13 protein-coding genes are annotated in these 14008 nt (G+C 45.5%); 2 read left to right on the top strand and 11 right to left on the bottom strand.

What is annotated here, in order from left to right; genetic code table 11:
* Positions 1–77 precede the first annotated feature (77 nt).
* Complete coding sequence (locus VF412_RS13205; protein ID WP_331339725.1) at positions 78–1352, top strand: hypothetical protein; 1275 nt, start codon at positions 78–80, stop codon at positions 1350–1352.
* A gap of 252 nt (positions 1353–1604) precedes the next feature.
* On the opposite strand, the gene VF412_RS13200 is transcribed toward VF412_RS13205, so the two are convergent.
* From VF412_RS13200 to VF412_RS13155, 10 genes are all read right to left on the bottom strand, one after another.
* Positions 1605–2402, bottom strand: coding sequence for a substrate-binding periplasmic protein (locus VF412_RS13200; protein ID WP_331339844.1), 798 nt, complete (start codon positions 2400–2402; stop codon positions 1605–1607).
* An 83-nt stretch (positions 2403–2485) separates the two neighbouring features.
* Positions 2486–3178 carry a L,D-transpeptidase gene (locus VF412_RS13195; RefSeq protein WP_331339724.1) on the bottom strand — a complete coding sequence of 231 codons (693 nt, stop codon included), beginning with the start codon at positions 3176–3178 and terminating at the stop codon, positions 2486–2488.
* A 175-nt stretch (positions 3179–3353) separates the two neighbouring features.
* On the bottom strand, positions 3354–4853 hold the full coding sequence (gene proS, locus VF412_RS13190; RefSeq protein WP_331339723.1) for a proline--tRNA ligase: 1500 nt from the start codon (positions 4851–4853) through the stop codon (positions 3354–3356).
* A 12-nt stretch (positions 4854–4865) separates the two neighbouring features.
* Positions 4866–6242 (bottom strand): sigma-54 dependent transcriptional regulator, encoded by a 1377-nt coding sequence (locus VF412_RS13185; protein WP_331339722.1) that lies wholly within the window; start codon positions 6240–6242, stop codon positions 4866–4868.
* Between the two features lie 39 nt (positions 6243–6281).
* Entirely contained in the window at positions 6282–8492 is a 2211-nt protein-coding gene (locus VF412_RS13180) for a sensor histidine kinase (protein ID WP_331339721.1), read from the bottom strand.
* A gap of 89 nt (positions 8493–8581) precedes the next feature.
* A complete protein-coding gene (gene ribH / locus VF412_RS13175; RefSeq protein ID WP_331339720.1) occupies positions 8582–9130 on the bottom strand; it encodes a 6,7-dimethyl-8-ribityllumazine synthase in 549 nt (182 codons plus the stop codon).
* Complete coding sequence (gene ribB, locus VF412_RS13170; RefSeq protein WP_331339719.1) at positions 9130–10260, bottom strand: 3,4-dihydroxy-2-butanone-4-phosphate synthase; 1131 nt, start codon at positions 10258–10260, stop codon at positions 9130–9132. Before ribB ends, ribH begins: the two co-directional genes overlap by 1 nt.
* 1 nt (position 10261) lies before the next feature.
* On the bottom strand, positions 10262–10861 hold the full coding sequence (locus VF412_RS13165; protein WP_331339718.1) for a riboflavin synthase: 600 nt from the start codon (positions 10859–10861) through the stop codon (positions 10262–10264).
* 128 nt (positions 10862–10989) lie between these two features.
* Positions 10990–12159 (bottom strand): hypothetical protein, encoded by a 1170-nt coding sequence (locus VF412_RS13160; RefSeq protein WP_331339717.1) that lies wholly within the window; start codon positions 12157–12159, stop codon positions 10990–10992.
* 297 nt (positions 12160–12456) lie between these two features.
* Positions 12457–12981 carry a hypothetical protein gene (locus tag VF412_RS13155; protein ID WP_331339716.1) on the bottom strand — a complete coding sequence of 175 codons (525 nt, stop codon included), beginning with the start codon at positions 12979–12981 and terminating at the stop codon, positions 12457–12459.
* Between the two features lie 174 nt (positions 12982–13155).
* Between VF412_RS13155 and VF412_RS13150 the strand changes: the two genes are divergently transcribed.
* On the top strand, positions 13156–13704 hold the full coding sequence (locus VF412_RS13150) for an OmpA family protein (RefSeq protein ID WP_331339715.1): 549 nt from the start codon (positions 13156–13158) through the stop codon (positions 13702–13704).
* Here the strand turns inward: VF412_RS13150 and VF412_RS13145 are convergent.
* A partial coding sequence (locus VF412_RS13145) for a helix-turn-helix domain-containing protein (RefSeq protein WP_331339714.1) occupies positions 13685–14008 on the bottom strand: 324 nt, incomplete at its 5' end. The genes VF412_RS13150 and VF412_RS13145 overlap by 20 nt on opposite strands.

The raw sequence follows: 14008 nt of genomic DNA, 5'->3' as shown, positions 1-14008 counted from the left end.
ACAAACCTAACAATTCGACACGCCTTGTTGGGCAGTTTCCATTGACCCCATTTTTTAGGAACACCTATTATCCGGCCATGCTACTTCTTCTACTTATATTAAAGTTTTGGCCGGTTGAAGCGTCTCCTGCATTCCATGCTCATTTTCACGGGATGCCAGATTTGGAAGCGCACTCTTATGAATACCCCATGCACTTGCATGATCCACAAAATTTGGCCGGAGAAGCTCCCCAAGCTTGGCAAAATGTATTGACCGTTGGTCCACGCAATTTGCAGTGGCTGAATCTTTTGAATGCACATCGCAAACCCGAAGACAAAATTGATCTTTCAAATCCAGGAGCATCTCAAGGGATTCCGATGGAAAGTCCTTTACGCTACAACGATCCATTATTGAACGAGCGTTGGAATCAAATCGAAGCAGATATGCCAATCGAGCTGAAAACAGTTTTACTTGGAACGGCTTCATTGCCGACAGAGCTTCCTGTCGATTTGCAAACGTATCGCACCTGGGCCCGTAAGATTGATGTTTTGTATTCGCACTCTTTGCGTTGGCAAGGAATGAAGCAGAACATACCTTACTTCCGCACTTTGAAAGTTTTCGACTTTCGGGGCTTACGATTCTTAAGCCAGTCCGGTGATGCGGCCTTAAAGGCAGAGCTTGATAACTACAAAAGTTTGACAGCAGATCGTCAGAAGCAATTGAAAGGTTGGGTTTGGGATGTCTGCTTTAATGCTCAGAAAATTGAAACTCCTTGTGACACTCTGATTGAAAAAGCTGTTCGTGATAATTCTTTGTTCGACATGTTCAAAAAGTATCAAGCAGCAGCCCGGGCAAGTTACGAAACTTTCTTTGTAGTGCAAGTGCCTCGCAAAGATGTTCGTGGTGCACAAAACAGCCTTCTCATGCCTTTCAGACCAAGCGGCATCGCCGCTATTGATCAGTTCGTGAAAGTGAATGTCGAAGACGAATGGAAATGGCTTGCTGGAAAATTGAACCTGAATTTCGACAGCTCAGCAGCCGCCAACATTCGCTTTGTTCCAGGCACAGTGGCTTATGTTGATTCTGTCGGCGGCGACACCATCACAATGGACTCGCAAGTTGCCATTGATGCGTGGGACTCAAAGTGGACTATCCGTCATGAGTACGGTCATGTTCTTGGCTTCCCCGACTGCTATATCGAATTCTGGGATGACACGGAACAAGCCTTTGTGTCTTATCAATTCGATCTGGACAATTTAATGTGCAGCCGCGCTGGCAAGTTTAATGAACGTAATAAATCTGAATTATTTAAAGCATATATGGCGCCGAAGTTACAGAATTCTCATAATCATTGGCCTTCGTCGCATCAATGATCGTGATGTAATCCGAACTCTACCACTGAAGAGTTTCTTTTCTGCGAAACTCTGGTGAAGATAATGGCTGACCGAGGAGGCCAGCCATGACCTTAAAAGCAATCTCTCCAGTGTTGATCTGTCTCTTGCTTTTTTTCTCTAGCTTTATCTTTTCTCGAGGTCACGAACCTAAGCCCACCTCGAAAAGTTCTCTTTCTTCGAGCCGATAATTTATTTTTAAAAGACACCTCTCTTTCACGGAGGTGATTGGAGCTAGTTATTATATTTGCTTCTTTCGACAACTCTTTGAATCAGGTTGCGTCTTTCGACTTTGCGATAAGCCGCTTCAAAGCGAGCCATCAATTCTGGGTTCGAGTTAATAGCAAATCCGAATGTGCGTGATCCATTTGTATTTAGTGGAAATACTTTTTGAAACTGATATTTGCGAATCTCGGGGTCATCTTTACTCATCAATTTCAAAGTATAGTTTAAAACCAATTCGTCCATGGCGATATAGGACATGCGATTGCCAATAATCTTACGAATCAAAGTGCGATCGTCGACGGCTTCATCAGGAATAGCTCCTAAGTCCACAACGTCTTTTTCCCAAGAATAACCCCGAGTGATACCAACTAACTGTTCTTTAAAATCTTCTTTCTTCATGCTGTTGGGTTTACGATTGGATTTCAGAGCATAAATCCAAATGTTGCGGCTCATCTGAGGTCCCACCCACTTCAAAAGCTTTTCACGTTCGGGACTGATGCCCACGGGATATAGCAAAACATTTTTCCCCTCGGTCGCCATTTTAAAAGCGCGCTTCCAGGGAAAATACTCGATCTTTACATTAGCCAAAGATGGAGAGCGACCGTCCCTTGCGAGCTCCTTTAAAACCTCTCGCATGATATCAGTCATGACACCTGAAGGTCTTCCATCTAATTGATAGCTACAAGGGGGAAAATCAGCGGTGACGATTTGTAAAGGAGGATCTGATATAGGAATAGCATGGGACTCACCACAAATCCCTAAACACACAAATGACAGAATAAAGAAATACCGGAAAAGCCCCTGCATATTGCGCAGTAGTAGCGGAACTTCGCCAGACCTGCAATCACACTTTGACAAAATCGCTCTACGAACACTTTTGAATTTCGGATCTACTTGCCATCAACAATGATAAGTGTATTCCATCCCATCACACGAATGGGATTTCCATTTAAATCCCTCGCCACGCGGCCATTTGCCGCAAATAAAGGGACCAACGCCTGTGGCTGTGCTGAAATTTTTTCCCAGATAACTTGCGCATTATCTTTACGAAGTCGTACACAACCGCCGGAGGCCCTTTGCCCTAGCTGTTTGTAATGATCGGGAGTTGTCGCATGCACCGCTACTCCACCTATAAAGAAGGCGGCGTACTCCATGTGCGCATCCCACGTTGATGAGTAGTGATCCCGTTCCAATTTATAAGGGCTAAACGTTCCCGCGGGGGTTACGGTCCAATACCAGCGACCACTCTTTGCTTTTTCATATTGTTCCCGCCCTGTTGAAATAGGCCAATCGTATGTCTGATTACCGCCTTCGAAAACTTGCATATGTTGAGCCCCTGGCCCCAAAGCGCTTTTATTAATGTGAAGAACAATGGCATATTCCTTATAGATATCGATACCATCATGTTCAGCAATGGACTCAGGTGAGATCACGGGATGCATTTCTGTACGAGGTGGCTTCGCCACTTCATAGGCCAATTCATCCAGAGTCATCAGATCATCCAACTCTGGTGAGGTATTTGGTGCCGCTTTGACTGACAATGCCGAAACGACCAACAACAAGAAAAGAAGTGACGCTTTCATAGAAAAAGTCCCCGTAGTTATTGATATAGAATCTTCTTAGAGATGATGTTCAGCGCGAGTTATTTGAGCGTCAAAGCGAAAAGAAAAACGGAGGGTATTTCCCTCCGTTTAACACATTCTACGTTTTCAGTTTTAGAAAGTCGCAATCTTTGCGGACTTAAGACCGTCATCGATCTTAGTAAGATTTTGCAAAAAGAACCCATTTCGTCGCAGGCTTTCCCGAGAAGATGCAATTGCCACTCACAGGGCCTTGCTCTAGAGGAATACAACGTGGAGTTACTTTCAATTGAGCAAGAAGCGCATGGCCCATACCCTCTTCACTCCAAGGAACTTTTGCAAATCCCGGTGCAGAAGACTCGTCACCTTTGAAGTAATTTTCAAACTCAGACAACGAAGTGATTGTTTTGATATTTTCATCACGGAATGCCTTCGCTTTTGCGAATAAACCATCTTGAATTTCTTGAAGAAGGCCTGCGATGTTTTGAACAAAAGCATTGCGTTCGTGACCTGATTTTTCTTTTGGACCTTTATCACGACGACCCACAAAAACTTCGCCCTTTGCCATATCACGAGGGCCCACTTCCACACGCACAGGCACACCTTGTTTAATGTACTGCCATGCTTTGTCACCACCACGGATATCGCGATCATCTACTTTTACGCGCACGTTGCCACCCGCAAAGTTTTGAGCTTTCAAATCCTTCGCTAGGCCATTTACGTACTCTAAAACCTGTTTTTTCTCTTCATCATTGCGATAGATCGGAACGATCACCACATGCAATGGAGCAATCTTCGGAGGAACAACGAAACCGTTGTCATCCGAATGAGTCATGATCAAACCACCAATCAAGCGCGTTGAAACACCCCATGATGTTGTCCATGCCACTTCTTCTTTACCTTCAGCGCTCAAGTATTTGATACCGGAAGCCTTCGCGAAGTTTTGACCCAAGAAATGGGAAGTGCCTGCTTGCAACGCTTTACGATCTTGCATCATCGCTTCGATCGTATAAGTGTCAACGGCGCCTGGGAAACGTTCGTCTGTTGTTTTCATGCCTTTGATCACAGGCATCGCCATATAGTTTTCAGCGAAATCTGCGTAAACGTCCAACATCTGCAAAGTTTCTTCTTGAGCTTCTTTAGCAGTGGCGTGAACTGTATGGCCTTCTTGCCATAGGAATTCTGCGGTACGAAGGAACATGCGCGTGCGCATTTCCCATCTCATCACGTTACACCACTGGTTAATCAAAACAGGAAGATCACGATATGATTTCACCCATTTTGCAAATTGATGACCGATGATTGTTTCTGACGTGGGGCGAATGATAAGTGGTTCTTCCAACTCACCATCCGGAATCAATTTACCGTTGCCATCACCTTTTAAACGGTGATGAGTTACAACCGCACACTCTTTAGCGAAACCTTCCACATGTTCCGCTTCTTTTTCCAAGAACGATAGTGGAATCAACAACGGGAAGTATGCGTTCACGTGCCCAGTGTCTTTGAACTTACGATCCAACACCGCTTGCATGTTTTCCCAAACTGCGTAGCCCCAGGGTTTAATCACCATGCAACCACGAACTGGAGAGTTTTCAGCCATATCAGCTGCTGTGATAACCTGTTGGTACCACTCTGGGTAATTTTCTGAACGTGTTGGAGTAATCGCTGTATCTGCCATGTCGTTTCCCTATTAGTTGTCTTTCGTATCAATACCGTATGCTTTAATTTTGCGGTGAAGGTAGCTGCGCTCCAAACCGATGACTTCGGCTGTGCGGCTGATGTTTCCACCGTTTTCGTTAATTTTGCGAAGAAGATATTCTTTTTCGAATTGAGCACGGGCCTCACGGAACGTTGACAGATCTTGCATATCCATCGCCTTTCCTTCGCCTTGTTCGACCAATCCCGCAAAACGCACGTCATGAAGATCTACAAAATCCCCTGGAGTCAGAATATACACGCGCTCGATGAAATTTTTAAGCTCGCGTACGTTCCCTGGCCATTGGTAAGAGATCATGTGATTCATCGCCTGTTCCGAAAAGGCTTTCTTCGCATAACCGCTCTCGCGAGCGACATTGTCTGCGAAGTAAGAAGTCAGGACTGGAATGTCTTCTGTGTGCTCCTTCAATGAAGGCACGCGGAACGGAATCACGTTCAAGCGGTAATAAAGGTCTTCGCGGAAGCGACCCTCTTTAACTTCTTTATCAAGGTCTTTGCTTGAAGCTGCGATCACACGCACATCGTTTTCGATTTGCTCGTTGCTGCCCACGCGAGTGTATTTCTTTTCATCAAGGAACGCCAAAAGCTTGCCTTGTGTTTCTTTATTCATCGCAGAGATTTCAGCAATAAATAAAGTACCGCCAGAAGCTAGATCTAACTTTCCTTTTTTCGTGCGCTCTACTCCGGGCATAGCACCCTTTTCGATACCAAAGATTTCCGAAGCCAAAAGATCTTCAGGCACGCCACCGCAGTTGATATCAACAAACGGACGGCTGGCACGAGAGCTCATGTAGTGAATATTTTCAGCGACAAGCTTTTTACCTGCACCTGCTTCGCCTTGGATCAAAACCCAAGAGTTCGTCGGCGCCACGCGAGCGATGATTTGTTTGGTCGCCACGATAGCCGGAGCTTCCCCAATCAACGCAATTGATTTTCTCAACTTATTCAAAAGAAGCGCTTTCTCTTCTTTTTGTTGTTGGTAGCTGAGGATATTTGAAATCACGATCAAGATTTTATCCATCGAAAGTGGCTTCTCGATAAAGTCCCAGGCGCCAAGCTTAGTTGCCTTCACAGCTGTTTCGATCGTTCCGTGGCCAGAGATCATCACAAATTCAACGTGAGGGAACTCTTTACGAGCCAATGTCAAAACTTCGATACCGTCGTATTTACCTGGCATCCAGATATCTTGGAAAACAAGGTCTGGCTGAATGTCGCGAATGGCTTGCAAACCTGACTCACCATCGTGAGCCAAAAAGACTTGATAGCCTTCATCCTTCAGCGAGGCTGAAAGCACATCACGAATTGGTGCTTCGTCATCAATAATCAAAATTTTCGTAGATAGAGTCGACATCACGACCTTCTTTCTAATTAACTCATTCAATAAGTGGGTCTATTCTTCTGCAGGCTTCCAAGCCCCAACTTCATTGACTGGCATTTCTATGACCATCTTTGTTCCCTTTGGATCATTCGCAGTGGCGCGAATGAATCCGTTATGGTCTTCGATGATCCTTTTCACAATAGCCAATCCTAATCCAGTTCCGCCCTCTTTTGTAGAGTAGTAAGGCTCAAAAATGCGGTTTCGATCCGCCGCAGGGATTCCTTCACCATTATCAGCCACAGAAAGACGTACAGTTTTGATGTCGTGGTCGTAGCGAGTGATAATTTGCACAGTTGGTTGTGGCTCTTTCGACACAGCAGCAACGGCGTTATCCACCAAGTTGACCAAAACACGCTTGATCTGATCGGGGTCGAACTTAAATTCCGGCAAATCATAATCCTGCGCAAAATCAAAGCTTACGTGTGGATGAGCCTGGCGATAAAGCCCTAAAGACTCTTCCACCACAGCATTCAAGTTCGCAACCACGGGTCGAGCTTGCGGCAAACGCGCAAAGTTCGAAAACTCGTTCACAAGATTTTTCAGACCATCTACTTGCTTCACGATCATTGTCGTACATTCACTGAATGCAGGATCTGTGATCGAAGCGCCGAACTTTCTTTGCAGACGTTCCGCCGACAACTTGATCGGCGTCAGAGGGTTTTTAATTTCATGGGCAATACGACGAGCCACTTCCGTCCAAGCCGCCGCACGCTGGGCATTCACGATCGGAGTCATATCATCGAACACCAGAATCTTACCAACTTCTTCACCCTTTTCATCCTTCAAGATAGAAAGATTCATCAACAAAGGCACAGCTTGACCGTGAACGTTGATGCGCAATTCTTTTTGAATGCTTTCCACCTTGTGGTCCTGCATGGTCTTCAAAAGCTCTGCGAAGGTACGGAAGTATTCCAACGTCAAAAGCTCGCGCACGGAATGACCGATGTACTTCTCTGGATCGATTCTTAGCAACTGAGCCGCGTGGCGATTCACAGTCGTCACATTTCCCGCCTGATCGACCGAAATCACCCCTGTGTTAACATTCTTCAAAACCGTATCTGTATAACGCGCGTGTTGGTCTAACTCTTCCAGAGTTGTCTCCAAGATCACCGTCATTTGATTAAAGCTTGAGATCAAATCATTGATCTCTTCAGAACCGGATTTAATATTCAACGTGGTATAGTCACCGCCAGCAACTCGTCTGGTGGCACGGCCCAACTGCACAATTGGAATCGACAACTGTCTTGCCAAATAGAATCCAAACCAGGTTGCAGCCAATAAGATCACAAAGGTCATCAGGACCAAGATAATCAGGTAAATGGACTTCAGCGGATATTCTAGCGGATTGATATCCCGGAACTCATCATAGGCCGTCGAGATATCATCCATCTTCGACACCAGCGATAACGGTAAAAAACTAGAAACAACGATAGCGCCGCGATCAGCTCCCTCTTTTACCGGCACAATCACCCGCACCAAATTACCATCCCCGAATTGATGGATGATGCTGGCTTCCGCTTGAACCTTGATTCCCTTTTGCAGGAACTCGAGGGACACGGCGGGAACCGTCGGTACTGTGTCATCTTCGGCAGAAACGACAATGCGCTTTCCAAACAAGGATGGATAATATTCCACAGCATCGAGGGCGAACTCTTTACGAAGATGTTCGATTTTATTTTCGATATCCTTTGAATTATGCAAAGGACGAACCGCATCCGCGATTTGATGAGCAAAATGATAGTTCTTCTTTTTCGCATTGAAGTAATAAGCGTTTGTAACCTCGATCGAACTTTTCAAAACCCCAGCCATCTTTGCCGAGAACCATTTATCAAAGCTCGAGTTGATATAGAAAACCGAAATGATGAACATCAAAACAGTTGGAATGAAGCTGAATGCCACGAAAGCCGCGACAAGTTTCGCCTTAAGACTGCTACCAAAAACTTTACCTTGTCGCTCAACGAAGACCTTCACGACGTTTCGGAAGATCATGAACAACAAAAGCAACAAAAGAACGATGTTAAAATTTACGAGACCGAAGAAGAAGATACTGTGTACGAAAGGCAATTGCTGACTTGTCGCGAACAGGCGGATCTCGAACCAAGTAAGAAGGACGAACAAAAGCGACACCAAGACGACAATAAATATTTCTCGTCGACGCTTTCTGAACTCCTGAGGACCAGGAGGAAGGAATTCATCTTTAATAGGGGTATTTTCTGAACTCACATCATTTCCTTGTTCTGGCACCTTGAATCCATGCTCAAGGCACTGGCTTAATCCGGCGTTGCCGGAGTAAGCCACCCCTAAAGCCTAAATTATTTTTTTACTTTTTTCTGCTTTTTTTGTGTTTTCGCTGCTGGTTTTGCGGCTTTCTTAGTGGCTGGTTTCGCAGCTTTTTTCGCAGGAGCCGTTACCAACATCTTCGCCGTTTGCAAAGTCGCAGGAATCTCGTGAGTCAAACCGATCATCTCCATAACGACTTGAGCCGCTTCCGCCCCCTTGTTGCCATGTTCGCCACCGGCGCGAGCATGGGCTTGCTCTTCATTTTCAGTCGTCAACACACCAAAACCGATTGGTTTTTTGTAGTCGAGCATCAAACGAGTCACGCCATCAGTCACAGAATTGCAGACATAATCGTAGTGAGAAGTATCCCCACGAATCACCGCGCCCAAAGCAACCACACCATCACAACCTGCTTCAAAGAAAGCCTGGCAAGCCAAAGGAATTTCCACAGCACCTGGAACCAGAGCCGCAAAGATCTCGACGTCTTCACAAGACTCAAGATAGCTGATCGCCCCTTCCTCTAGTTTTTCAGTGATTTCATTATTCCAGCGTGCAGTTACTACACCGACTTTGATTGCCATTAGTTAGCCCCTTTACAATTTTCAAGCGCTACGATTTCAACGATCTCAATATCAAATGCCTTCAAGCCAACTTTTTTCTCTGGCTTGTTGGTTAATAAACGAATTTTGTTCGCACCGATTTCGCGCAAGATCTGCGCGCCGATACCATAGTCACGTTCATCCATCAACGGAGTCGAAGGACGAATGTCTTCCATACCAATCAAAACTTGCAACTCTTGCGCAAGTCCATGGGTACGATTGTTTCCACGAAGAAGAACAAATGCTCCGCTTTCTTCTTTTTCAATCATCTTAAAACTTTCTACGACAGAAGAAGCTCCTCTTTGCAAAGCCGACATGAAATCACGAGTGAAGTTATCAACGTGAACACGAACCAATGTTGGTTGATCTTTTTTGATTTCGCCTTTTTGAATCACAAGATGCTCAAGACCATCCACTGTGCTGCGGAAAACGCGAGCTTTATAGTTTTCACCGAAAGAAGCTGGCAATGGAATGTTCGCAAGCTCTTCCACCAAGGTTTCGTTAGCCAAACGATAGGCGATCAAATCAACGATCGTTCCGATTTTGATATTGTGTTTTTTGGCGAACTCTTTCAAATCAGGAACGCGGGCCATAGAGCCATCCGGATTCATCACTTCACAAATCACAGCCGCAGCATTCAAACCAGCAAGGCGAGCCAGGTCAACGCTGGCCTCAGTATGACCGGCACGTTTCAACACTCCACCTTGTTGCGCACGAATTGGAAAGATATGACCAGGCATATGAACGTCCGAAGATTTCGCGTGAGGGTGCGCTGCCACTTTACAAGTGTGTGCACGGTCCGCTGCTGAAATCCCCGTGCTGATACCCTCAGCCGCCTCGATACTGACGGTGAACGCCGTTTTGTTCGGAGCATAGTTGTACTCGTCACGAACCATCAACGGCAATTGCAGGCGATCCATTTGCTGTGGAGTCATAGACAGGCACACCAAACCACGAGCTTCAGTGATCATGAAGTTGATCCCCGCTGCTGTGATGTGATCAGTGGCCATAATAAGATCGCCTTCGTTTTCACGATCTTCATCATCGACCAAAATCACCATTTTGCCGGCACGAACATCATCAATAATTTCGGGAATAGAATTGAATTCCATCTTAACCCTTCTGCACTTCTAAAGAGCGTTGGATCGCGCGAGCCATATAGTCAGGTTCGACATTCACAAGGCTTCCCACTTTCAGGTCGCCCAAGTTTGTACGTTTGATTGTTTCAGGAATCAGGCACACAGACACGATGTCATTCGCAAGTTCGTTCACGGTCAGACTCACTCCGTTGAGAGTGATACTGCCCTTTTTCCAGACGAAAGGAAGAATTGTCGGTTGCACTTTCACATCAAGAAAGAACGACTCCCCCTGAAGTTCCGAGCGAGTCACAGATCCTAGGCTGTCCACGTGCCCCGTCACCAAGTGACCATGAATGCGATCGCCGAAACGCAAGGATCTTTCGAGATTCATCTTCTTCCCAAGCCATGTCGTGGGATTCCAATTCAACACTTTGATCGTTTCCGCCGCCAAAGCGAAGGTTATATGCGAATCATCAAAAGCTTCTACGGTCAGGCAAACGCCATCGCAGGCAATACTATCGCCAAGCTTTATATCATTGAATTCACTAGGTTTTTTAACTTTAATACGATAGGCATTTACAAGCTCTTCAGAGCTTGTAATGGGCATCACGGACTCTACGATTCCTGAAAACATAAGGGCCTCTAGCTTGATGGCCGAGACCCTACACCTGAGTGCCTAGAATGGCAAGGAAAGTGGCTGATTTTCTAAGGGAAAACCCCTTACTTGAAGGGGTTCGTTTTCAGTCTAACAAGGCGCAGGATTTAGTGAGCTCCGGTAGCTTTAGAGCTTGTCACTGGTGTCGCGGAAGCCACAGTAGAGCTGGAAGTTGTACCCGTTGCCGGCTGCACCCCTGCTGCTGGCGGAACATAGTTCGCGGCATGGAAGGCGAACAATTTCACTTTTGCACCAACGACGGCGTTGTAGTCATTTTGTTCGATCACTCTGCCGCGAGAAATCTCGTCACCGACATAATCGATTTCGATTTTCGCAACCGCTGCATTCGCAGCAGCGCCACCACCTAGATAATTTGAATTACAGGGTTCGCCATCCCAGTAATAGTCTTCGTTGTACACTAACAATTGGTCGCCAACTTCAAGGCCCACATCTGTACCACCCACGATAATCAGGTGAGTGTCATCATTAGCCATCACGCGTGTGTACCACTCGTCAGATTTCATTTGATCACTTAAAGCGCTAACTGCTTTTTCAAGAGCTGATTTAGAAACATTTGCCAGTGGAGTTGAATAGTAAGCGCTTGGTCCCACACTCCATAGACCGAAGTTCAAGGTGAAGTTCACAGCAGTCTTAGTTTGTTTTGAATCCACGTTCGCCGCACCAACAACAGTATTGCTCAGAGGACGAGTTCCCACCATTGACAGATCAAGTTGTGCAAATTGCAAATTGACTCCGGCAGAAGCCAAACCCGTTGTCGGCAATGCACCCGCCGGATTGAAACCAATAGTGATTCCACCGCCACCCAACATTTCAAAAGAGTTCACCGAACCCGAAAGCTTCACTTGCGGAAGATTGGCCATGCACCAAGCAGTTTGCGAATACTGCACGTCATAGCTGCTTTTCGCAGAATCAACGACCATAGCTTTCATCATCGCTTTATCCGCTTTAGATAGATTGAATAGATTTGTGTCGCCGTCAGCAGTCGTTGTCGCTTTGGAAGGGGCTGTCGCAATTGGTGGATTGTACTTAAATACAAACTCGTCACTATCTTGAAGGACACCATAGATTTGTTGGTTCACAACAAATTGGAAGTCGAATGACCCGTTAGGAAAATTAATTGGACTGGATTTGATGGACCCAAGATCAACAATCTTCTTCAGCGAGCGCGCCGGAGTTGCTTGTTGCTGACACTTTGTATTTCCCATCGTCATTGCAGCACCTGCGACAAGCACTGCGATTTTCCCTAAGGTCTTCATGTTCCCTTCCTCTTCCCTTTAACTGTTGCGGCAGTTCTTGGCTAGTATACGGATTTTGGTCTGGGAACTTAAAGCTAGGCTAACTTTGCGGAAATGTTTGGAATTAGAAAACTAGTTTCATACTGGGACACGATAAGTGTTTGAAATAATTCGCGACTCGAAAAATTAGCATCTTTAAAAAAATTTTCGCTTGTCAAAAGTTTCGACTGTTTGAAAAAAACAAACGCGAAACTTCTTCCGAGCGAAAACTCTAATCGTACAAATCTTTTTCAGAATCCAACGACTTCGTTATGTTACTTAGAAAGTACCGCCGCCGCTTAAGATGATGAAGTATTGAACGGCATCTTGAGGAAGTCTCTCTTGGTTTTTATCTTCACGAGTATCACTATAGTAGTGAGTGAACTGTGCCCCGCCGCCAAGACGCAATCCTGCTAAAGCAAAAATGACTCCGGCTTTTGCGAAGGCACCATTAGAATCCTCATTGGCAAAGCGCAAACCGGGACCGGCGAAAAACTCAATGCCTGCGCCACGACCTGAAGTATAGAAAGAGGTTTGTGCAAGCAGTGCCGTGTCCAAACCATAGACCGTATCGATCGTGCTGCCGAATTGAGTGAACAAAGCGTTGCGCCAGTTCAACCAATCTTGAACAAACCAGTTCAACCCCAAATCAATTTCCGTGTAAGAGTTCTGATTGTAAGATCCCACCCCACCGCTCAAGTCATAAGACAATGCAGGTGAAGAGCCGCGACTTTCACCGTAAGCTGCGAAAGAACAAACTGAAAAAGACAAAACACAAAAAAGAAGCGCAATTGATTTTTTCATATAGCTTTATTCTCAAAATCTTTATTCACAGGGTCAAGGGGCAAATCTCCCACAGGTCTTGAGGCGAAGTTGGACCAAAAGAGAGTTTGGCGCGCCGCTCATGCATTTAAATGACTGGCACCAATTCTGCTTCCTCTCTACAGCACAGCTGATTATCAACTTAGGAGGAAACCGATGTTGTTGAATAAAAAATGCATCCTTACATTGATTGCATCCCTCACTATCTTCAGTGGTCTTGTCGCAAATGCAGCCGTGAACTCTGAAGTCGAAGCTGGCGCAAAAATTCTAGGTGCCAATCTGGTCGATGAAGTGAAATTCGATGAGGGTAAGACTATTTTGTCTGATGCCTCCAAGAAAGATCTGCAAGAAATCGTAAAAAGCGCTCGTGCTAAAGGCGAAATCTCGGAAATCAAAGTTGCTGTTTGGTCTGATAAGGAATATCCAACAGAAGATCAAAAGATGCCAAAGCAAGATGTAACTATGGCAAACGCACGCGCCCAAGCAGTGAAGGACTATCTAACTAAAAATTTGGCAGTGAATGACGTAAACACATACAACATGACAGAACGTCCAAATCCATTGCAAAAATTCTTGAACACATCCTCTTACCAAACGAAGTCAACTCTTGAGGGATCAGGAGCTGCACCGAAAAAAGGGGACGAAGGATTCCTCTTCACCAAAGCACAAAAGGGCAAAGCCTTACTTATGGTTTATCTGCGCTAATGGAACGTAACCGACGGTAAAGAGTTTTTCGATCAATACCCAAATCGCGCGCGGTTTTGTCTTTAGCTCCCTTGTTCACCTCGAGAGCATATTTAATATAAAGCCGCGTCACTACTTCGATGGGCAGGATTTTCCCTGCCTCATCTTTTCTCAAAAACGTAGGTAATCCTAATTCTGAAATTTCCGGGGCATTCTCGTCTTTGGAAATTTTCAAATCCACGGCCTCGATACCCGTTTCACTTAAAATGACCGATCGTTCGATCAGATTTTCTAACTCGCGCACATTGCCTGGCCAGGAATGAGT

Source organism: Bdellovibrio sp., assembly GCF_036384735.1.
GTDB lineage: Bacteria > Bdellovibrionota > Bdellovibrionia > Bdellovibrionales > Bdellovibrionaceae > Bdellovibrio.
Note: the sequence above shows the minus strand (reverse complement) of the source record. Positions and strands in the feature narration are given on the sequence as shown.

Bases quoted from the DNA above. Each gene is read 5' to 3' on its own strand.
- ribH (WP_331339720.1), bottom strand. From the start codon at position 9,130: ATGGCAATCAAAGTCGGTGTAGTAACTGCACGCTGGAATAATGAAATC.
- ribB (WP_331339719.1), bottom strand. From the start codon at position 10,260: ATGGAATTCAATTCTATTCCCGAAATTATTGATGATGTTCGTGCCGGC.
- proS (WP_331339723.1), bottom strand. From the start codon at position 4,853: ATGGCAGATACAGCGATTACTCCAACACGTTCAGAAAATTACCCAGAG.
- VF412_RS13160 (WP_331339717.1), bottom strand. From the start codon at position 12,159: ATGAAGACCTTAGGGAAAATCGCAGTGCTTGTCGCAGGTGCTGCAATG.
- VF412_RS13195 (WP_331339724.1), bottom strand. From the start codon at position 3,178: ATGAAAGCGTCACTTCTTTTCTTGTTGTTGGTCGTTTCGGCATTGTCA.
- VF412_RS13155 (WP_331339716.1), bottom strand. From the start codon at position 12,981: ATGAAAAAATCAATTGCGCTTCTTTTTTGTGTTTTGTCTTTTTCAGTT.
- VF412_RS13165 (WP_331339718.1), bottom strand. From the start codon at position 10,861: ATGTTTTCAGGAATCGTAGAGTCCGTGATGCCCATTACAAGCTCTGAA.
- VF412_RS13150 (WP_331339715.1), top strand. From the start codon at position 13,156: ATGTTGTTGAATAAAAAATGCATCCTTACATTGATTGCATCCCTCACT.
- VF412_RS13205 (WP_331339725.1), top strand. From the start codon at position 78: ATGCTACTTCTTCTACTTATATTAAAGTTTTGGCCGGTTGAAGCGTCT.
- VF412_RS13200 (WP_331339844.1), bottom strand. From the start codon at position 2,402: ATGCAGGGGCTTTTCCGGTATTTCTTTATTCTGTCATTTGTGTGTTTA.
- VF412_RS13185 (WP_331339722.1), bottom strand. From the start codon at position 6,242: ATGTCGACTCTATCTACGAAAATTTTGATTATTGATGACGAAGCACCA.